The following is a 20511-nucleotide window of genomic DNA, read 5'->3' as shown; positions in this document are numbered from 1 at the left end:
TTGAGTTTTTCAGCACATTTCCGCCCCGTCACCGCAAATAATGCAACTCACCCTCCTAGCCACCCTCCGCGACGAGTCCCCCTACATCATCGACTGGATCGCCCACCACCGCGCCATCGGGATCACCGACTTCGTCCTCTACCAAAATGACTCAGTGGACGGCACCACCGCCCTTCTCCAAACCCTCCAAGACGCAGGCGATATCCACTACATCGACAACACCAACCCCGCCGACGCCCCACCAAAATTCCGCGACCTCCCCCCCCAACGCCGCGCTTATGGCCGTGCCCTGCGTCACCCAGTGGTGCAATCCTCCGACTACATCCTCGTCATCGACGCAGACGAATACCTCGAACTGCCAGCCGACACCGACCTTACCACCTTCCTCACCCGCCTCAACCACCCAGACGTGGTCTCCATGCCATGGCGCATGATGGGCTCCTCTGGCCAAACAGCTTTCGATCCAGCCCCCGTCACAACCCGCTTCACCATGGCCGCGGACATCAACGACCAAGGCACCGAACGCCCCTTCAAACAGGTCAAATCCCTGTACCGCCCGAAAATCACCCGCCTTTACAATCTGCACAAACCCCGCGCCTTTCGCGAAGGCGTCACATGGCTTGATCCAGATGGCACGCCCATCCGCCCCCAGATGCGCAACTCCGCGCAACTGTCCGATTTCCAATTCAAAACCGCCAACTTGCGCCACTACCACACCAAATCCTACCCCGAGTTTTGCGTGAAAATCGTGCGTGGTTTCGCCTGCACGCCACCTGACAAACGCTCCCAACTCGGGGCCAAAATGTTTGACGAAATGAACCCCAACACCGTCCACCTGCCGCTCAACACCGCACACGCCATCCACGCCGCAGACATCGCCCACACCCTGCGCCAAAATCCCAAAGTCGCCGCCATCGAATCCCGCGCGATCGACCGCTTCACAAAACTCACCCAGCTCTGCCAAACCGCAGTCGACAGCCACGAAACCCTGCCCACCATCACCCGCCGATACCGCCTGTCAGATACCCTTCAAGACTATTTCGAAGACACCGTTTGGTCTAAAATGCGCTAACCCTTCCCTTCACTCCAAAAGCCCAGTATCACGTGCCCCATGCTTCTTTTGGCCAAAAATATCCGCGCCGCAGGCACACCGCTTTGCACCGCAAAGCCACAATAACCAAAGGCCTGCCAAATGCAGCTAACCACCCTTCCCCAAACCCTCCTTAAACTGGCCAACCTCGCGCTTCTTATCCTGTTTCCCATTGCTTGGTTCGCCCCGCTGCTAAAGGCGGGTCTCCTGCCTTTCTTCAAACTCTCCGAAATCTCCGTGATCTCTGGCATCCAAGCCCTTTGGGAAAAAGACATCTTCCTTGCCATCGTCGTGTCTCTGCTCGCGCTTGCCGCCCCAATGATCAAAGTCATCTCAACCGCCCTTATCCAATTCGGTCTCGTATCCGCCCGCATCAAACCCATCCTCATCCATATGGGCCGCCTTGCCATGGCCGATGTCTTTCTTATCGCCATCTACATCGTGGTTGCCAAAGGCGTGGGTGTGGGCCGTTTGGAAACAGGCTGGGGTCTCTATCTCTTTACCGCCTGCGTGCTGGCGTCCTATGCCATCACGATTTTCGATAAATCGGGCAAAGACACGCTTGATCCAAACGCCTAAAACCCGCAAACACGCGCTATGGCTAAAACGAACCTTTCCTTCTCTTGTGCGTCTTGCGGCGCGTCCCACAAAAAATGGGCAGGCCGCTGTGATGCCTGCGGGGAATGGAATTCGATTCAAGAACAAGCGCCTTTGGCGGCAGGTCCAGGCACAAAAACGCTGGGCGCAACGAAGGGCCGCAAGGTTCAGCTGTCTGACCTCAAAACCGAAGACAAACCGTTGCCCCGCGCCAACTGCGGCATCGAAGAACTGGATCGCGTATTGGGCGGTGGTCTTGTCCCTGCCAGCGCCGTCCTTGTGGGCGGTGACCCAGGTATCGGCAAATCAACGCTCCTGTTGCAAGCCGCCGCCAGGTTCGCGCTCACGGGCAAAAAAGCGATCTATGTGTCAGGCGAAGAAGCCGCGAGCCAAATCCGTATGCGCGCCCAACGCCTTGATCTCACCCATTCCCCCGTGCAACTGGCCTCTGAATCGAACCTGCGTGACATCCTCACAACGCTCGAGGCGGAACAGCCCGATCTTGTGGTGATCGATTCGATCCAAACCATGTGGGTCGATCACATCGACAGCGCACCTGGCTCTGTATCTCAAGTCCGCGCCGTTGCGCACGAACTTACCACGTTTGCCAAACGCAAAGGCATCGCCGTCATCCTTGTGGGCCATGTCACCAAAGAAGGCCAAATCGCAGGTCCGCGCGTTGTGGAACACATGGTCGATACTGTCCTCTATTTTGAAGGCGAACGCGGCCACCAGTTCCGAATCCTGCGCGCTGTGAAAAACCGTTTCGGCCCCGCAGATGAAATCGGCGTGTTTGAAATGACGGGTGCAGGCTTGGACGAAGTTCGAAACCCCTCCGCCCTGTTTCTTTCAGATCGCGAAAAACCCGCCCCCGGCTCCGTCGTTTTCGCAGGCATCGAAGGCACGCGTCCGCTTCTTGTGGAAATCCAAGCCCTCGTCGCCCAATCCGCGCTCGCCAATGCACGGCGCACGGTTGTGGGCTGGGACAGTGGGCGATTGTCCATGATCCTCGCCGTGCTCGAATCCCGCTGCGGGCTCTCGTTCAATGGCATGGATGTCTACCTCAACATCGCAGGGGGCATGCGCATTTCCGAACCCGCCGCCGATTTGGCTGTGGCCGCTGCCTTGATATCGGCCCGCCAAGACACCAGCTTGGCAGGAGACCTCGTAATTTTTGGCGAAATCAGTCTTTCGGGTGGATTAAGACCAATTTCTCAGGCAGAAGCGCGCCTGAAAGAAGCCAAAAAGCTCGGGTTCAGTGGCGCATTTGCGCCATCACGGATGAAATTAGCCAGCACATCTGGCATGAACGTTAAAAAAGTGGATGATGTCGGCACATTCATTGCCGACTGTTTCGGCGAAATAGAGGCCTGACGAAGGGGACACGAATGGAAGGTTTTACTCTGGTAGACGGCGGCGTCGCTGTCATCATTTTGATCTCGGCAATCTTGGCCTATTCGCGTGGATTGGTACGCGAAGTTCTGTCCATTGCGGGCTGGGTTGTAGCAGCCATCGTGGCCTATGCCTTTACCCCCACTGTTGAACCTTTCTTAAAAGAAGTTCCCGTTCTTTCTGATTTGATCAGCGGCTCTTGCGTTCTGTCCTTGATTATCGCGTTTGCCGTGGTCTTTGCGGTGGCCCTGATTGTGGTGTCGATCTTTACGCCGCTGTTCTCTGGCATGATCCAAAAATCCGCACTTGGTGGCATTGATCAAGGTCTCGGTTTCCTCTTTGGTGTGGCACGCGGCATCCTTCTCGTTCTTATCGCTCTGATTTTGTACGATAATATCTTCCCCGAAGGGGATCGCCTTGATATTGTTGAAAACAGCAAATCACGCGAAATCCTGTCTTCCAGCCAATCTAATCTGGCGGCGATGCTCCCAACCGAAGTGCCACCGTGGCTTAAAGATCGTTACGAAGGTTTTGTTGGCGCATGCGGCGCACCTGCTGGCGAAGACGCTGCACCAAACGAATCTGAAACATAAGTCTGGTTGCGGCAGCGATGTCGCACCCTCATTTCCGACCTCAGCCATAGACTCTCAGAGCAGCATCACGCTATACCATGTGTATCTGCTGCCCTACTCGGAATCGCCCTCATGCTGAGCACTGCCAAGCCCTTCTTCGCGCACCCGTTCGACGACGACAAATTGAAAGAGGAGTGCGGTATTTTCGGCGCCATTGGCGTGAAAGATGCGGCAAACTTCGTGGCCCTTGGCCTCCATGCGCTTCAACATCGCGGCCAAGAAGCAGGCGGCATCGTTTCCTATGATGCGGACCATGGCTTTAACAACGCCCGCCGCTTTGGCTATGTGCGTGACAACTTCACCAAAGCATCGCTAATGGAAACCCTGCCAGGCTCCAACGCCATTGGCCATGTGCGCTATTCCACTGCGGGCTCAAAGGGCCAAACAGCCATCCGCGACGTGCAACCCTTCTTTGGCGAGTTCTCCCTTGGTGGTTGCGCCATCGCGCACAACGGCAATCTCACCAATGCCGAAGCCTTGCGCACTGAACTGATCGAACGCGGCTCTATCTTTCAGTCTTCCTCAGACAGTGAATGTATCATTCACCTGATCGCGCGATCCTATCAAAATTCTTTACCCGAACGGCTCAAAGATGCTCTGCGCCGCGTCGAAGGCGCGTTTTCCGTTGTCGCCATGACCCGCACCAAACTCATTGGTGTGCGCGATGCCCTTGGCGTGCGTCCCCTTGTGCTGGGCAAACTTGGCGATGGTTGGGTGCTGTCCTCTGAAACCTGCGCGCTCGATATCATCGGGGCCGAGTTTATTCGCGAAGTAAACCCTGGTGAAATGGTCATCTGTCATGCCGATGGTCACATCGAAACCTCCACCCCGTTTGAGGCCGCAAAACCGCGCCCCTGCATCTTTGAACACGTCTATTTCTCGCGCCCTGACAGCATCTTGGGCGGGCAATCTGTCTATGAAACCCGCCGTCAAATCGGCGTGGAACTGGCCAAAGAAGCCCCTGTAGAAGCTGACCTCGTTTGCCCCGTCCCAGACAGCGGCACACCCGCCGCGATTGGCTATTCCCAAGAAAGCGGCATTCCCTACGCCATGGGCATCATCCGCAACCAATACATGGGCCGCACGTTTATCGAACCCACCGAACAAATTCGCAACATGGGCGTGCGCCTGAAACTCAACGTGAACCGCGCCCTGATCAAAGGCAAGCGCGTGATCCTCGTCGACGACTCCGTGGTACGCGGCACGACCAGCATCAAAATCAAAGACATGATCCTCGACGCAGGCGCAAAAGAGGTCCACCTGCGCATCGCCTCGCCCCCTACTGCATGGCCATGTTTCTATGGTGTGGACACCCCCAAACGCGAAAAACTCCTCGCCGCCACCATGAGCGAAGACGAAATGCGCGAACACCTCGCCGTGTCCTCCCTCAAATTCATCTCCCTCAACGGCCTCTACCGCGCCGCAGGGGAAAAAGACGGCCGCGACAAAACCAGCCCCGCCTACTGCGATGCCTGTTTCAGCGGCGAATACCCTGTGAAACCAGCAGATCAGATAGAGAACGGGTTTGTGATGAAAGCGGCGGAGTGAAAAGGTACGTTAAAGCACTTCCTTACGAGCTCGGCCACTGTTCAAAGTGTGCTTCTGAACGCGCTCGGGTACGGAAGGAGTTTAAAACCACAGATACCGATCAGCACGTCTCTGTAACAAATTGGCATATGATAGTTGAATGCAGCGGCTGTGGCGAAATATATTTTAAAACAAAGTCCCATTTCAGCGAAAACTATGAACACGACTTCGATGAAAACGGAAACCCAACACTAGTTCAAATTGAAGAGTATGAATTCTGGCCACCAGCTCCACCCCGCCCGATGCCCAGATGGTTGGTTGAGCGTGAATTGAAGGATGGTTTGCTTCATCATTTACTACATGACATTTACGAGGCTTGGGCAAATAATCTAGCAGTACTAGCGGCGATAGGAACTAGGACTGCATTTGATAAAGCGTCGGAAATAGTTGGCGTTGACATAAATCTGTCATTCAGCAAAAAACTGGACCAGCTTTTCCGAGATGGTCACATTTCGGGACGCGACAAAATTTCTTTGCATAGCCTAGTCGATGCTGGCAGTGCAGCTGCGCATCGAAATTGGCGACCTTCAGATACCGAAATTGAAATGATGATTTCTGTGCTAGAGAGCTTTGTCGAAAGAGCAATTCTCATACCAGAGAGAACAAAAAAACTGTCAAAGAATATCCCCAAGAAGAACACCCTCCCATGACACAACCCATCACCCTCATCACTGGCGCATCGCGCGGCCTTGGCGCTGCCACCGCCGAAGCGCTCTCCGCCCAAGGTCACCACATCATCACGCTCGCCCGCACCACTGGGGCGCTCGAAGAACTCGACGACCGCATCCAAGCGGCTGGCGGCACATCAACCCTCGTGCCTCTCGATATCAAAGACACCGACGCCATTGCACGGCTGGCCATGTCCATCAATGATCGTTGGGGCGGTCTTGATCTGTGGGTCCACTGCGTTGTTCACGCGCCGCCTATGTCCCCAGCCAATATGGCCGCACAAAAAGACTGGGACGACAGCTTCAACGTCAATGTGCGCATGGCCCAACAGCTGATCAACAACTTTGATCCGCTGCTGGAACCGCGCAAAGGCACGGCTGTCCACTGCATAGACCACCGCGCAGGCGACAAATTCTTTGCCGTTTACGGCGCATCCAAGGCCGCACAACGCGCGCTGTTCAATTCATGGGCCAAAGAGGTGGAGCCAAAGGGCCGCAAAGTTATCGGATTTTCACCTAACCCTATGCCCACCGCCACCCGCGCCCGCTTTTTCCCAGGTGAAGACCGTTCAACCCTCACCCCTTGCGCCGATGAAGCACAGCGCCTTATCGAACAACTGCAAGGCTGATTCATGACGATGCCACCAAAACTCGTCATATTTGATTGCGATGGGGTTTTGGTGGACAGCGAAGCCATCGCCAACGCGGTTTTACACGATATCCTCGCACGCCACGGCGCCCCCCTGACCCTCGCCCAGTCAGAGGCAGAGTTCACGGGTAAAAACCGCTACGCCATCACCGCTTATATGGACTCCCACGGTCTTTCTCTGCCCGCAAATTGGTCTGATGAATTTTATGACCGCTCCATCGCAGAGCTGTCCAAACACTGCCAACCGATCCCCCACATCCAATCCGCTTTGGATGCGCTTGTGGCGGCTAACATCCCGTTTTGTGTCGCGTCGAACGGAATCCACCCGAAAATGAACGCCACACTCACCAAAACGGGTCTTCTGCCTTATTTTGCGGGTAAAATGTACTCTGGTTATGACGTGCCAAACGGCAAACCCGCCCCCGATCTGTTCCTTCATGCTGCCGCGCAAAACCAAACCGATCCCGCCGATTGCCTGGTGATCGAAGACAGCGCATCGGGCTGCGCCGCCGCAGCCGCCGCCAATATGCCCTGCCTTGTCTACACGCCCAAACCTGCCGATCCCCCGCACGGCGCGATCCCTTTTGCATCCATGGCCGACCTCCCCAAACTCCTTCACCTGTAAACCACTCGCTTCTTTTGGCCAAAAATATCCTCGCCGAAGGCTTCCCAAACGCGCTGTTTTCCACCAAACTCTCAGGAAATCAAAAGGCAGTACAGCCCCGTGTCCACCACACCTAAAAACGTGCTTTTCCTCTCGATCGAGGACTTGAACGACTGGATTGAACCGCTTGGCGGCCATCCTGACACGCTGACACCAAACCTCACCCGCCTCGCCAATCGCGGTCTGTTGTGTGAAAACGCCTATGCGGAGGCCCCCGCCTGCTCCCCGTCAAGAACAGCTACGCTTTTTGGAAAACATCCTTGGACATCAGGTGTTTATGCCAACAACCACAAATCCCACTTCGCCTTTGATCACGGCGCAAAACAATCCCTCGTCGGCCGTTTCAAGGATGCGGGCTTTGAAACCTACGGCGCGGGCAAAGTCTTCCACGTGGCCCCAAATCACTTCGACGCGGCCGACTGGACGGATTACAACCGCCGCGACATCGAACAATTTGATGCCATTTCACGCACCCGCGAAGTGGGCAAAGCAGGCGGCAACACCGATTTCGGCGCGATAGAAGACGACGATTTACAATACGATGATTTCAACACCAAATGGATCATCGACCAGATCAAAGCCGGGGACACGGGTAAATTTTGGGCCCTTGGCATCTATCGCCCACACCTGCCCTTTATCGCCCCAAAACGCTGTTTCGATCGTCTGCCCGATGTGGTGGCCGATCCCCCAGGTCTTGGTCTCAACCGTTTTGATCCCGACAATGAAACCCTGCACCACCCCCTGCCAAAAGCAGGGCAAGGCATGGCCAACAACAGCCGCGTGTTGCGCAATCAACTGAACCGCCATGGCGAGTACAAAGACTTCCTGCGCGCCTACCTCGCCTGCATCAATTATGCCGATGAACTGCTTGGCAAAGTCCTCGATCACATGGATGCGTGTGATTTGTGGGATGACACGCTGGTGGTGCTATGGTCCGATCACGGCTGGCAATTGGGCGAAAAACTCGCTTTTCGCAAATTCACACTCTGGGAACGCTCCTTGCGTGTGCCCTTGATGTTCGCAGGGGCCGATATTGCCCCTTCGCGCAGTGCCGAACCTGTCACCCTCACCGATATTGCCCCCACATTGTTCAGCAAAATGGGGCTCGACTGCCCCGATGACTTTGACGGCCAAGACCTCACACCGCTGTTTGACGATCCCACGATCCAATTGCGCGGTCACGCCACCGCGGTCTGGGGTAAAGGATTCCGATCAGACGGCCCACAACTGGCCATGTCGTCCCGCTCGCGCACTCACCGCTATATTCTCTATTGGGATGGAACGGAGGAGTTGTACGACCACCGCACCGACCCCTTTGAACACACAAACCTCTTGGCTGAACAGTCCGATGATCTTTCAGAAGATCTCGAAACTTTGCGAGAAACCATGCAACTGCTTTTGCCCGAAGACTTTGCAGACCCCGTGCAAGCCCGCCCGATTTAGCGCAACAGGTGCATTTCTGCCGTTAACTTTTGCGCAGCGGTGAAAAAAACACGCAACCCATACCTACAGAACCCCTGTTTCGGGGTGGTTTGCTTTTTTCGGCAAACCCGCCACACCTGTCATGGTAACGCCACGCCCGCGCGCTTTACCCCTGCTTTACTTGCTCTTGGGCTTCACACCACGACCCGCTTCTTTCCGATAGCGCCCTTCGGTGTGTTTGTTCAGTTTCGTCACCTTCTTCTCCTTCTTATTCGCATACGGATTTTTATCCGATTGCGACCGAAGATAGATGCGAATGGGCGTGCCAGGCAGATCAAGATCAGCACGTAACCCATTGATAAGGTATCGGTTATAGCTTTCAGGCACCAAATCAGGATGCGAACACATCACAACAAAACTTGGCGGCCGCGTCTTCACTTGCGTCATGTACCGCATGCGAATGCGTTTGCCACCAGGTGCGGGGGGCGGATGCGCCTCCAGCATGCCTTCCAGCCAACGGTTCAAACGCGCGGTGGATACACGGCGGTTCCAAACACGGTGCGCCGCCAAAATGGCCCCATGCAAGCGATCCAATCCTTTGCCCGTCTTGGCCGAAACCGTCACCATAGGAGCACCCCGCAATTGGGGCAACAACCGCGCGAACTGTTCGCGCAAGTCTTTCAACTTGCTTTGTTTTTCGTCCTCAAGGTCCCATTTGTTCACCGCGATCACAACCGCACGGCCTTCGCGCTCGGCCAAATCCGCAATGCGCAAATCTTGCTGTTCAAACGGGATATCCACATCCAGCAGAACCACCACAACCTCGGAAAATTTAACGGCACGCAAACCATCAGACACAGACAGCTTTTCCAGCTTTTCCTGAACCTTTGCGCGTTTGCGCATCCCCGCAGTGTCCCAGATGCGAAACGGAATACCATCCCAGTTTGCATTGGTGGAAATGGCATCCCGCGTGATGCCAGCCTCTGGCCCTGTCAGCAGCTTATCCTGCCCCAAAATCTTGTTGATTAACGTGGACTTACCCGCATTTGGGCGGCCTACAACTGCAATTTGCAACGGGCGCGACGTGGAATATGTGATTTCAACATCTTCGTTGTCAAAATCCTCGTCATCAATCTCCACTTCGATTTCGGGCTCAATCTGTCGATCCGCAAATTCTTCGGCCACAGGCTGCAACATGCGCAGCAGGTCATCCATGCCTTCACCGTGTTCTGCAGACAGCTGCACAGGCTCGCCCAGACCCAACGAAAACGCATCGTAATAACCAACTTCGCCTGCGTTACCTTCCGCCTTATTCGCTGCCAAAATCACCCGCGCGTTTTTCTTGCGCAGGATTTCTGCAAACACTTGATCCGCAGGCAACACTCCTGCCCGCGCGTCCATCATAAACAAACAGATATCGGCCATTTCCACGGCCCGTTCTGTTAGCATCCGCATACGCCCTTGCAGGCTCTCATCGGTGGCTTCTTCCAGCCCAGCCGTGTCAATCACGGTAAACCGCAACGGCCCAAGCCGTGCATCCCCTTCACGCAAATCGCGCGTCACACCTGGTTGGTCATCCACAAGCGCAAGCTTGCGGCCCACCAAACGGTTGAACAGCGTGGATTTTCCCACATTGGGACGCCCAACAATGGCCAGCGTAAACGACATTTTACACACCTGTGCTTATGGTTAGACGTGCCGTCTAGCCCATTGCGGATTTAATGAAAAGGGGCTTGGGCCCCGTGCCCTTATTGGAAGGCGTGAATTTGACCGTTGCCAGACAGGATATACAGCCGATTGCCAGCAATGGCAGGCTGGGATGCCGCACCACCTGGAATATCAAACGTACCCGTCAGCGTGCCATCCACAGGGTTATAGCTGCGCAACAAACCATCGCTGCCGCCAACCCACACTTGGCCACCTGCCACAACGGGCCCGAAATACGCATAGGTTGCGCGTTTGCGGCGGTCCCTTTCTGATTTAAAGTCAGGCAATTCTTGGGACCACACTTCGGTCCCGTCAGACGCATTCAACCGTTTTACCGCAAAACGATCCGTGATCATGAACACCGCGCCGCCCGCTGGCCACACAGGAGTATACGACCCGTCTTTCGCGGTCCAAATCCGCTCCCCAGACCGACGATCCATCGCCGCGAGCCGCCCTGTCTGGTTCGCAACATAAACCGTGCGCCCATCAATCACAGGATCGCCAGAAATATCAGCAACCAAGTTGCGCGCCAAACCTTTGTTGCCGCCAGAAACAGACCCGCTCCACGCGCGCAACCCGTTTGACGCCACAGTGCCAACCAATTCCCCAGAAGAGAACGGGATCACAGCCAATTTCCCTTTGGCCGCTGGTGCCCCTGCCCCTGCCACACCTGCGGTGTTGCCCGGGCTGACTTGTTGCCAGCGAATTCGGCCATTCTTAATGTCTAACCCCAGCGCCACATTGTTACGGGCCACAGCAACAATTGTGTTTCCAACAATCACAGGATCCGCAGAAATCGCGCCTGTCATTTGATGACGCCAGCGCACCGCACCTGATGCAGGGTCCATGGCGATCACTTCGCCGTGGCCCGTGGTCACAGCCAAAACGCCACCACCAAAGGCCAAACCGCCCCCTGACGCCTCGTTTGATTTCTCATTAGGCGGGGTCAGATCAACCGCCCAAACAGGCGCGCCCGCTGTGGTGAACGCCCGCACACCAGAATTGGCATCCATTGTGAAAACACGGCCACCCGCAACAATCGGGCTTGCGGTCACAAAGTGCTTTTTGGAGTTACCAGAACCGATGTTCGCGCTCCAAACCCGTGTCAGGCTGCGTCCAAGGGCAGGATGCCGGATCAAATGCTGCGCGGACCCATTGCGATGGGTCCATTCTGAATTCGTCGCCGGGGATGCCAAAGACAGCTTGTCAATGCGCACCTCTTCTTCTTCGACCTCAGGTGCTTCTTCCCCAACTTGCAAGTTTGGCGCACGCAGATCGAGCCGCTCGCCTTCCAACGGGGCTTCACGCTGCGCACAGCCAAACAAAACTGCACCCGCCAACAGCGACATCATCACCGCCTGCCCGAATTTTATCGTCTGTCCTGTCATCGTCTTCGCCACCCGCTTTGCCTTAATCTTATTGGTTGACCCAATTGCTGGTTTATTTGTGCAAGGTTCTCACTGAAAAAGCAATCAAACCCTTCGCATCTTATTCAGGCAACAGTGACGTCACCGTGGGTACATCAGCACCCAAGGCAACAAGCATCTGTGTGGCCCGATTTTGCAACGCATCTGTGATCTCGCTGTCTTGGTATAATTCAGTGAAAATCTCGACCGCTTTGTCCTGATTTCCATCGGAAAGGGCAAACAACCCCTGCTGTTCCATTGCCAATGGACGATACAACGCACCGGGCGCGGCCAACTGTGCCAATGTCGCATCCCGTTCTGTGGCGTCTTGGTCTTTGCCTTTCAGGATGATCGCTTTTAACAGCGCCATATCTGCATAGGCCGCATTCGCACCGCTGTTCGCAACGGATTCAAACACTTCAATCGCGGCCGCTGTGTCACCTGCATCAACCAAATCGCTGGCACGGCGCAAATCAACGATAATCCGCGCATCACCCGCTTCAGGGGCAATAACGGCCAATGCTTTAGCCCGCGCCGCTGGATCTTCTTCATCAATGGCAGACACCAACCGATCACCCAATTCTTGCGCCATCCGCGTTGTTGTTGCCTTTTGGTATTCGTAATACGCCGTCAGGGCCACAACACCCAAAACCAAAACAATCGCGATCCACCCATAGCGGCGGACGTATTTAAACAGCTGTTCCCGCCGAACTTCTTCGGTCACTTCTTCAATAAAGGAATCGGTATCGCTCACGTCTGTCTCCTGACCAGAATTCGCGCGGACCCTACTGCGAAGCAGGACCCTTTGCCAAGGCGCATTTACCGCTTGCCTGCGACCTTTCAACGATTTGAACAGAAAATAAGCATTGCTCTCTTGCCACCCCCCCACCATCCCCCTATTTAGAGAGCAGTGCTTATTTACGCCCGCAGCATATCTTGTTTTTAAGGGCCAGAGGTTACGAACATGCGATTTACCCCCTTCTTAACTGCGGCTTTGGTCTGCGCTTTCACCTACATGCTGATCTTAGAACGCGAAACCCTGCTGGCTTTTGCTGGAGTCGAAAAAGAAGAAACCGTCGAAGAACCCGTTTCAAACCGCATCGAAGACAAACCTCCTGTCTCTGTTATGGTCCTGAAATCAAAAGCGAAACCTGTTGAGCGGGGCATTGTACTGCGGGGTCAAACCGCAGCTTTCCGTTTGCTGGATGTAAAATCTGAAACCAGCGGACAAGTCATTTCAACCCCATTGCGCGCAGGTACAATGGTGGGCGAAGGCGAACTGCTCTGCCGTTTGGACGAAGGCACGAAAAAGGCATCCCTCGCCGAAGCAAAGGCCCGATTGGCCGAAGCACAAGCAAACAACAACGCCTCCGCCAGCCTTGTCCAAAAGGGCTATGCGTCTGAAACCACCGCCATTTCTCGCGTCGCACAACTTGAAGCAGCCCAAGCCGCCGTCGATCGTGCCGAAAAAGAAATGGATCATCTGGAAATCCACGCCCCGTTTTCGGGCATCTTGGAAACGGATACCGCAGAATTTGGTGCTTTGATGCAGCCCGGCGCCACATGCGCCCGCATTTTGGAACTCAACCCGATCAAACTTGTGGGCTTTGCCACTGAACAACAGGTCAAACGCATAGCCGTTGGCGGCACAGCAGGTGCGCGCTTGATTGGCGGCGAAACCGTTGTGGGCAAACTGACGTTCATTTCTCGCAGCTCCGATCCCCAAACCCGCACCTTCAAGGTCGAGGTAACGGTTCCAAACGAGAACTTAAAAATCCGCGACGGTTCCACCGCTGAAATCTACATTGCTCTTTCTGGTGAAACGGGTCACTTGCTGCCGCAATCCTCGCTTACGCTTAACGATGAAGGCGTCATTGGCGTGCGTGTCGTAAACGGCGAAACCGCCAAATTCATGCCTGTGAACATCATCAACGAAACCTCAGATGGGTTTTGGGTCTCTGGCCTTGGCGAAACCGCAGAAGTGATCGTCGTGGGCCAAGAATATGTCGTCACAGGACGGCGCGTCACCGTTACCTACCAACAGGACGAGTCATGACTGGCCTTGTAGATTGGGCCTCTGCCCGCGCGCGAATGATCTTCGCTTTTATCGCATTGTCCCTGATTGCAGGGGGCTATTCCTATGCGACACTGCCAAAAGAAGGCGAACCCGACATTGACGTCCCCGCTCTCTTTGTTTCGGTCCCATTTCCGGGCATCTCTGCGGAAGACAGCGAAAAACTCCTCGTCAAACCGCTGGAATCCAAACTCTCAGAATTGGATGGCCTAAAGACAATTTCAGGCATCGCCTCTGAAAACTATGCCCTTGTGGTGATGGAGTTTGAATTTGGCTGGGACAAAACCGCCACCATCGCCAACGTGCGCGATAAGGTAAATCAAGCCGAAGCAGACTTCCCCGAAGGCGGCGAACAATACACAATCGACGAATTCAACTTCTCTCAGTTCCCGATCCTTGTCGTGTCCCTTTCCGGCCAAATCCCTGAACGCACGTTGCTGCGTGTAGCCAAAGACCTGCAAGACGACATCGAAGGCCACTCAGGCGTGCTCGAAGCAGGCCTCGCTGGGCACCGCGATGAAATGCTCGAAGTTCTGATCGACCCCCTCAAACTCGAAGCTTACAACGTCACCGCTGGTGAATTGATCAACGTTGTCACCAACAACAACCAATTGATCGCCGCAGGCGAAGTGGAAACCGCCAACGGCGCATTCTCCGTCAAAATCCCATCAGCCTTTGATGAGCCCCAAGACGTCTATAACCTGCCCGTAAAGGTTAACGGCGACAGCGTCATCACCCTGCGTGATCTCGCAGACATCCGCCTCACCTTCGAAGATCGCCTCGGCACCGCCCGCTACAACGGGCAAACCACGGTGGCGCTGCAAGTTGTCAAACGCAAAGGTTTCAACCTCATCAACACCGTAACGGACGTGCGCCAACTGGTGAACGACGCCAAAGCGGATTGGCCAGAAGAGCTGCAAGATTCAATCCAAGTCAGCTTTTCCATGGATGAATCAAACCAAGTGGCCGATATGGTCAGCCAACTCGAAGCCTCGGTTTTCACCGCCGTTGCCCTCGTGATGATCGTCATCTTAGCAGCCCTTGGCGTGCGTTCGGCCCTGCTCGTTGGCTTTGCCATTCCGACATCCTTCCTGCTTGCGTTTGCGCTGATGGCGCTGTCTGGCATTTCCATTTCGAACATGGTGATGTTTGGTCTCATCCTCGCAGTGGGGATGCTGGTGGACGGTGCCATTGTTGTCGTTGAATACGCTGACAAGGAAATATCCAAAGGTGTCGGCCCCATGCGCGCCTATGCCGCCGCGGCCAAACGCATGTTCTGGCCGATCATCTCCTCCACCGCCACAACGCTCTGCGCCTTCTTGCCCATGCTGTTCTGGCCGGGTGTGCCGGGTGAATTCATGCGCATGCTCCCGATCACCTTGATCTTTGTCCTCTCTGCGTCTCTCCTCGTGGCTCTCGTCTACCTGCCCGTCGTTGGTGGCGTTGCAGGGCGTGTCTCGGCGCTGCTTGAAAACATCGCATCCGCGATGCGCGCAAAACTGCATTGGACGATCCGTCTTGCACTGTTTGCAGCCAGCGCGGCGCTGCTGTTCTCAAGCGTTCTCATGCTGTTGCGTGGCGAAGTCCTCGGCTCAGCACCGTCCTTCCTGATTGCATGTTTAGCTTTGGCGATCACAGGAGGCTCCATCACCCCCCTTCGCAAGGAAAAGAAAGTCCAAGCAGGCTACAAACGCTCGCCATTTGGCTGGTTCATTCACGCCATTACAGGCAACCCGATCATGCCAGTTGTTTCGATCATCGCCGTTTTAGGCTTTGTCATGATGGTGTTCTCTGTATTCGGTGAAAACTCTAAAGGCACCGAATTCTTCGTCACCACCGAACCCGAACGCGCCAACGCTTATGTTCGCGCACGCGGGAACCTGTCCCTTGACGAAAAAGACCAGCTTTTGCGTCAGGTCGAGGCCAGCATCAAAGACGTGAAATACATCGAAAGCACTTTCGCATTCGCAGGCGAAGGTGGGCTGTCGCAAAACACAGGTGGCGCTGCCCCGCCCATCGACACCATCGGCCAAGTGCAAATCGAACTGGTGAACTGGTCCGAACGTCCTATCGGCTCGGGTCAAGGCATTTTGGACGAAATCAACGAACGCATCAAAAACATCCCAGGCATCCAAGCCGAAGTCACCGAACAAGCTATGGGCCCCGCCTCTGGCAAACCCCTAAACCTGCGCCTCAAAGGCGAAGACTGGGATCAATTGCTCGCCGCCGCTGAAATCGTACGCGCCAAATTCGAAGCCACCAAAGGCCTCACCCAAATCGAAGACACGCGCCCCCTGCCCGGTATCGACTGGCAAATTGACGTGGATGTGGAACGCGCAGGCCGCTACGGCGCCGATGTACTCTCCGTAGGCGCAATGGTTCAGCTCGTCACCCGTGGCCTCTTGCTGGATACTATGCGTGTGGACTCTTCGGATGAAGAAATCGAAATCCGCGTCCGCCTCCCCGAACAGGATCGCATCTTGTCCACCATCGACACGCTGCGAGTGCGTACCGCCTCTGGCCTGATCCCGCTGTCAAACTTTATCACCCGCACCCCTGTGCAAAAACTCGGCCAAATCGACCGCGCGGATTCCCAACGGTATTTCGATGTGAAATCAGACGTGGATGCCACGCTCTTCGTGAATGCCGACGGTGAATTTGTAGATGCAGACGAAGCGGGCGCAAAACCCTTCAGCGGCTCCATTGCTATCGCCGCCATGACCAAATGGCTCGAAGAAGAAGCAGACCTGCCCAACGGTGTGAACTGGAAATGGGAAGGCGACCAAGAAGACGAAGAAGAATCCGCTGCCTTTTTGGGCAAGGCCTTCATGGGCGCTTTGGGTCTGATGTTTGTTATTCTGCTCGCGCAATTCAACTCGATCTACAACTCCGTTCTGGTTTTGCTTGCCGTGGTTTTGTCCACAACAGGTGTGCTGATCGGCATGCTTGTGATGGATCAAACCTTCTCGATCATCATGACGGGTACAGGCATCGTCGCCTTGGCAGGGATCGTGGTGAACAACAACATTGTGCTTATCGACACCTATCAGGAATACGCCAAATACATGCCGCGTTTGCAGGCCATCGTGCGCACCGCCGAAGACCGCATTCGCCCTGTTCTTTTGACCACGATCACCACAATGGCGGGTCTTGCCCCCATGATGATTGGTCTCTCCATCGACTTTGCCAATGGCGGCTATTCCATTGATGCACCCACAGCGCTTTGGTGGAAACAACTGGCCACCGCCGTTGTGTTTGGCCTTGGCATTGCTACGGTCCTCACGCTTGTCTTTACGCCCTCCATGCTTGCCTTCCGCGTTTGGGTGGCCGAAGGCGCCTACCTTGGTGGCACAACCGTCGGCTCACTCATCGCTGGCGCACAAAGCAAGGTTGCGAAAAACCGCGTCCAACGCAAAGCCACCAAGAAAGCCCAAGCGGCAGAACTCACATGGGAAGACATAGCAGACAACGGCCCCGAACCTTTGGTCGAAGCTCCTGATCCTGCCCCTGTCACCCCGTTAAAAGCTGCCGAATAAAAGAAAGGCGCGGTTCAAACACCGCGCCTTTCAACATTCTTCTGGCCTAAAATATCCCCCAAGCGGAGCGAACCGCCGCGCCAGCGGCTCATGGAATGCCGCGCAAGCGGCGCCGTTAGGCCACCTGCGGTGCGTCATCCTCTTCATCGGCTAGTTGGCGATGCCACATGCTCGAATACCGCGCCCCCAGCTCCAGCAGTTCATCATGCGTGCCCTGCTCCACCAGATGCCCATCTTCCAGCACCACAATCTTATCCGCATCCACAACCGTGGACAGACGGTGTGCAATCGTAATCACCGACCGTCCCTGCCCCATAGCCCGCAAACTATCCTGAATGTCCCGTTCGGTTTCTGTATCGAGCGCCGATGTGGCCTCGTCCAAAAGCAGGATTGGTGGGTTTTTCAGCAAGGTCCGTGCAATCCCAACACGCTGCTTTTCACCACCCGACAGCTTCAATCCCCGCTCGCCGACCGTGGTGTCATACCCGTCAGGCAAATCCACCACAAAGTCATGGATTTTCGCCGCCTTCGCCGCTGCAATCACATCATCGCGCGTCGCGCCCTCGCGCCCATAGGCGATGTTGTACCCAATCGTGTCGTTAAACAGAACCGTGTCTTGGGGCACAATCCCGAGCGCATCATGCAACGAAATCTGCGTAATATCGCGGATATCTTGCCCATCAATCGCAACACTGCCCTCATTCACATCGTAAAACCGAAACAACAAACGCCCAATGGTGGATTTCCCTGATCCAGACGGCCCCACAACCGCCACGGTCTGGCCAGGCTTCACTTCTAAGTCGAGCGATTTGAGGATTTGGCGATCAGGGTCATATCCAAAATCCACACCCTTAAACGCAATACGCCCACCCGTTACATTCAGCGCCTTAGCATTTGGCTTGTCCGTCACCTCTGCGGGTTGCTCCAACAGATCAAACATCTCGCCCATATCCACCAAGGCTTGGCGAATTTCACGATATACCGTGCCAAGGAAATTCAGCGGCATAGTGATCTGGATCATATAGGCGTTCACCATCACAAAATCGCCCACGGTCAGATCACCGTTTTGCACCCCCATGGCCGCCATCACCATCACAATCACCAACCCCGTGGTGATGAAAAACGATTGCCCAAAGTTCAAAAACGCTAGCGAATAATTGGTCTTGAGCGCCGCCGCTTCATACCCCTTCATGCTCTCGTCGTAGCGAATGGCTTCGCGCTGCTCTGCCCCGAAATATTTGACGGTTTCAAAGTTCAACAAACTATCAATAGCTTTTTGGTTCGCATCCGTATCCTGATCGTTCATTTCCTTACGGATTTGCACGCGCCACTCGGTCACTTTGAACGTGAACCAGATGTAAATCCCGATGGTCAGCACCACCACCGCCAGATACCAAACATCAAAAACGAAAAACAAAATCGCCGAAATCATCAACAATTCGAGCACAAGCGGCCCAATCGAAAACAGCATAAAGCGCAGCAGGAACTCAACGCCCTTCACACCCCGTTCGATAATACGGCTCAACCCACCAGTTTTGCGCGTAATGTGATACCGCAAAGACAGCGCGTGCATATGTTCAAATGTCTCAAGCGCCAGTTTACGCAATGCCCGCTGTCCCACACGGGCGAAAATCACATCCCGCAGTTGGTTAAACCCAACCGCCAACAGGCGCAAAACACCATAGGCAATGGTCAACCCAACCGCGCCCATGGCCAACAAAAACACTGGATCCGCCTCTTTGGCCACAGGGGCCAGCGCATCCACCGCTGCCTTGTAATAAAACGGCGTGGCGACAGAAACCGCTCGCGCTAGAACCAAAACAATCAGCGCCAACACCACACGAACTTTGACAGACGGCTTGTCAGCAGGCCACAAATACGGCGCCACTTTGCGAATGGTCCGCATGCCGCTTTTGCGGTCAATTTCTGCATCTGTGATGGGGGTCTTGCGCATAGGTATTCTCCTGAACACCTGTAAATAGTCCCAAGGCGACCCATTGGCCAGACCTCGAAACTCAATTGCGTCGTTTATTCGGGAATTTCGAAAATTTGTCCTGGATAGATCAAGTTGGCATCGCGGATCGTGTCACGGTTGGCATGGAAAATCTGCACATATTTGATCCCATCCCCATAGGTATCCTCTGCCAAGGCCCAAAGCGTGTGACCAGGCTGCACCACCACACGTCCCGTGTCAGACGACTGAACCTCTTCAGACACCAAATCTGTCGCTGCTGCCCGTTGAAACGGGCTTTCGACACGGGCTTTAACCTTGCCCGCTTCGTCAATTTCATCCACCCGCAACGTGTATCGGCCTTCATTCACGTTAGGCAAAACCACCCGCCAGTTGCCATCATCAGGCACCAACTCCGTTTCGATCGGCGTGTTATCCACGTAAACCCGCACAAACTGTGCGCCTGTGCCCTGCCCTGACAAAACCACCGCGCCACTATCATCGTATGATATCGTATCAAGGGTCAGCGGGTTTCGCGCCGCCGTTTCCAATCCGCGTGCGCCCCCTTGCAACACTTCCACACCCGTTTCATCGGCCAATACAATCGTTGGAACTGTTACCTCTTCCAACTCTGGCAATGGCGGAACCACAAGGACCGTGCCCATCGAAACCGCTACAACATTGCCATCGCGCAGTTGCTGCAACCCCACGGTCATCGCGTCCTCTGCGGCGGGCAACTGTACCAGCGCCACAAACGCACCGTTGTTATCTGCCTGCACCGTTTCAAACACCGTGCCATCCATCGTGATCGCCACATTGCTCAGCGGCTCCGCACTGCCTGCAAATACGGCCGATCCACTGTCATCCACACGCACCAAATCAAAAGACGGCGCATTGGGCACAATCGAACTCAGTGTTTCGGCCTCTTGCGCTGTTGGTGTTTCCACCACAACGCTTTCGGAGGGCGTTGCGTCATTCGGTTCCAGCGTTTGTGTCCCATAAGACAACACACCCACGACACAAACCGCCCCCAAAGACGTGGCACCAGCAGCAATTCGAAGGGGCGCAGACATAATCATTTCAACATTCGCTTTCGCTTGCTTAACTTTCAGCGTTTCACAGGATCGCTTACGTGA

At 55.0% G+C, this 20511-nt stretch carries 16 protein-coding genes; 11 read left to right on the top strand and 5 right to left on the bottom strand.

The genetic code is table 11. The features are described 5' to 3' along the window. Positions 1-40 precede the first annotated feature (40 nt). The 9 genes from QBD29_RS08685 (at position 41) to QBD29_RS08645 (ending at position 8722) form a co-directional block, all read left to right on the top strand. Complete coding sequence (locus QBD29_RS08685; RefSeq protein WP_280100907.1) at positions 41-1072, top strand: glycosyltransferase family 2 protein; 1032 nt, start codon at positions 41-43, stop codon at positions 1070-1072. A gap of 120 nt (positions 1073-1192) precedes the next feature. Beyond that, positions 1193-1669, top strand: a complete 477-nt coding sequence (locus tag QBD29_RS08680) for a paraquat-inducible protein A (protein ID WP_280100906.1) — start codon at positions 1193-1195, stop codon at positions 1667-1669. Between the two features lie 18 nt (positions 1670-1687). Beyond that, positions 1688-3061 carry a DNA repair protein RadA gene (radA, locus tag QBD29_RS08675; RefSeq protein WP_280100905.1) on the top strand — a complete coding sequence of 458 codons (1374 nt, stop codon included), beginning with the start codon at positions 1688-1690 and terminating at the stop codon, positions 3059-3061. A 14-nt stretch (positions 3062-3075) separates the two neighbouring features. Further along, positions 3076-3672 (top strand): CvpA family protein, encoded by a 597-nt coding sequence (locus QBD29_RS08670; RefSeq protein WP_280100904.1) that lies wholly within the window; start codon positions 3076-3078, stop codon positions 3670-3672. A 111-nt stretch (positions 3673-3783) separates the two neighbouring features. Further along, a complete protein-coding gene (gene purF, locus QBD29_RS08665; RefSeq protein ID WP_280100903.1) occupies positions 3784-5259 on the top strand; it encodes an amidophosphoribosyltransferase in 1476 nt (491 codons plus the stop codon). Then, on the top strand, positions 5256-5948 hold the full coding sequence (locus tag QBD29_RS08660; protein WP_280100902.1) for a DUF4145 domain-containing protein: 693 nt from the start codon (positions 5256-5258) through the stop codon (positions 5946-5948). Before purF ends, QBD29_RS08660 begins: the two co-directional genes overlap by 4 nt. Then, positions 5945-6595 carry an SDR family oxidoreductase gene (locus tag QBD29_RS08655; protein ID WP_280100901.1) on the top strand — a complete coding sequence of 217 codons (651 nt, stop codon included), beginning with the start codon at positions 5945-5947 and terminating at the stop codon, positions 6593-6595. Before QBD29_RS08660 ends, QBD29_RS08655 begins: the two co-directional genes overlap by 4 nt. Positions 6596-6598: 3 nt before the next feature. Beyond that, complete coding sequence (locus tag QBD29_RS08650) at positions 6599-7240, top strand: HAD-IA family hydrolase (RefSeq protein ID WP_280100900.1); 642 nt, start codon at positions 6599-6601, stop codon at positions 7238-7240. Positions 7241-7339: 99 nt separating this feature from the next. Next, a complete protein-coding gene (locus QBD29_RS08645; RefSeq protein WP_347936449.1) occupies positions 7340-8722 on the top strand; it encodes a sulfatase in 1383 nt (460 codons plus the stop codon). Positions 8723-8878: 156 nt separating this feature from the next. Here the strand turns inward: QBD29_RS08645 and der are convergent, their stop codons facing one another. The 3 genes from der to QBD29_RS08630 form a co-directional block, all read right to left on the bottom strand. After that, positions 8879-10369: a ribosome biogenesis GTPase Der gene (gene der, locus QBD29_RS08640; protein WP_280100899.1), complete on the bottom strand. Its 1491-nt coding sequence runs from the start codon at positions 10367-10369 to the stop codon at positions 8879-8881. 80 nt (positions 10370-10449) lie between these two features. After that, positions 10450-11796 carry a PQQ-binding-like beta-propeller repeat protein gene (locus QBD29_RS08635; protein WP_280100898.1) on the bottom strand — a complete coding sequence of 449 codons (1347 nt, stop codon included), beginning with the start codon at positions 11794-11796 and terminating at the stop codon, positions 10450-10452. 100 nt (positions 11797-11896) lie between these two features. Then, positions 11897-12568 (bottom strand): tetratricopeptide repeat protein, encoded by a 672-nt coding sequence (locus tag QBD29_RS08630; RefSeq protein ID WP_280100897.1) that lies wholly within the window; start codon positions 12566-12568, stop codon positions 11897-11899. A gap of 210 nt (positions 12569-12778) precedes the next feature. Here QBD29_RS08630 and QBD29_RS08625 point away from each other — a divergent pair, with 210 nt between their 5' ends. Together QBD29_RS08625 and QBD29_RS08620 are read left to right on the top strand one after the other, a co-directional pair. Beyond that, the gene (locus QBD29_RS08625) at positions 12779-13870 is read left to right on the top strand and encodes an efflux RND transporter periplasmic adaptor subunit (RefSeq protein WP_280100896.1); all 1092 of its coding nucleotides are present in this window, start codon (positions 12779-12781) and stop codon (positions 13868-13870) included. Continuing rightward, positions 13867-17424 carry an efflux RND transporter permease subunit gene (locus tag QBD29_RS08620; RefSeq protein ID WP_280100895.1) on the top strand — a complete coding sequence of 1186 codons (3558 nt, stop codon included), beginning with the start codon at positions 13867-13869 and terminating at the stop codon, positions 17422-17424. The genes QBD29_RS08625 and QBD29_RS08620 overlap by 4 nt, the downstream gene beginning before the upstream one ends. A gap of 115 nt (positions 17425-17539) precedes the next feature. Here QBD29_RS08620 and QBD29_RS08615 read toward each other — a convergent pair whose 3' ends face one another. Continuing rightward, positions 17540-19378 (bottom strand): ABC transporter ATP-binding protein/permease, encoded by a 1839-nt coding sequence (locus QBD29_RS08615; RefSeq protein WP_280100894.1) that lies wholly within the window; start codon positions 19376-19378, stop codon positions 17540-17542. Positions 19379-19452: 74 nt separating this feature from the next. Then, positions 19453-20448 (bottom strand): LysM peptidoglycan-binding domain-containing protein, encoded by a 996-nt coding sequence (locus QBD29_RS08610; protein WP_280100893.1) that lies wholly within the window; start codon positions 20446-20448, stop codon positions 19453-19455. Between the last annotated feature and the right edge of the window lie 63 nt (positions 20449-20511).

The organism is Amylibacter sp. IMCC11727 (genome assembly GCF_029854195.1).
GTDB lineage: Bacteria > Pseudomonadota > Alphaproteobacteria > Rhodobacterales > Rhodobacteraceae > Amylibacter.
Note: the sequence above shows the minus strand (reverse complement) of the source record. Positions and strands in the feature narration are given on the sequence as shown.

Coding starts and splice junctions, on each gene's coding strand:
- QBD29_RS08635 (WP_280100898.1), bottom strand. CDS start 11,796: ATGACAGGACAGACGATAAAATTCGGGCAGGCGGTGATGATGTCGCTG.
- QBD29_RS08610 (WP_280100893.1), bottom strand. CDS start 20,448: ATGTCTGCGCCCCTTCGAATTGCTGCTGGTGCCACGTCTTTGGGGGCG.
- QBD29_RS08685 (WP_280100907.1), top strand. CDS start 41: ATGCAACTCACCCTCCTAGCCACCCTCCGCGACGAGTCCCCCTACATC.
- der (WP_280100899.1), bottom strand. CDS start 10,369: ATGTCGTTTACGCTGGCCATTGTTGGGCGTCCCAATGTGGGAAAATCC.
- QBD29_RS08670 (WP_280100904.1), top strand. CDS start 3,076: ATGGAAGGTTTTACTCTGGTAGACGGCGGCGTCGCTGTCATCATTTTG.
- QBD29_RS08655 (WP_280100901.1), top strand. CDS start 5,945: ATGACACAACCCATCACCCTCATCACTGGCGCATCGCGCGGCCTTGGC.
- QBD29_RS08620 (WP_280100895.1), top strand. CDS start 13,867: ATGACTGGCCTTGTAGATTGGGCCTCTGCCCGCGCGCGAATGATCTTC.
- QBD29_RS08615 (WP_280100894.1), bottom strand. CDS start 19,378: ATGCGCAAGACCCCCATCACAGATGCAGAAATTGACCGCAAAAGCGGC.
- purF (WP_280100903.1), top strand. CDS start 3,784: ATGCTGAGCACTGCCAAGCCCTTCTTCGCGCACCCGTTCGACGACGAC.
- QBD29_RS08650 (WP_280100900.1), top strand. CDS start 6,599: ATGACGATGCCACCAAAACTCGTCATATTTGATTGCGATGGGGTTTTG.
- radA (WP_280100905.1), top strand. CDS start 1,688: ATGGCTAAAACGAACCTTTCCTTCTCTTGTGCGTCTTGCGGCGCGTCC.
- QBD29_RS08680 (WP_280100906.1), top strand. CDS start 1,193: ATGCAGCTAACCACCCTTCCCCAAACCCTCCTTAAACTGGCCAACCTC.
- QBD29_RS08625 (WP_280100896.1), top strand. CDS start 12,779: ATGCGATTTACCCCCTTCTTAACTGCGGCTTTGGTCTGCGCTTTCACC.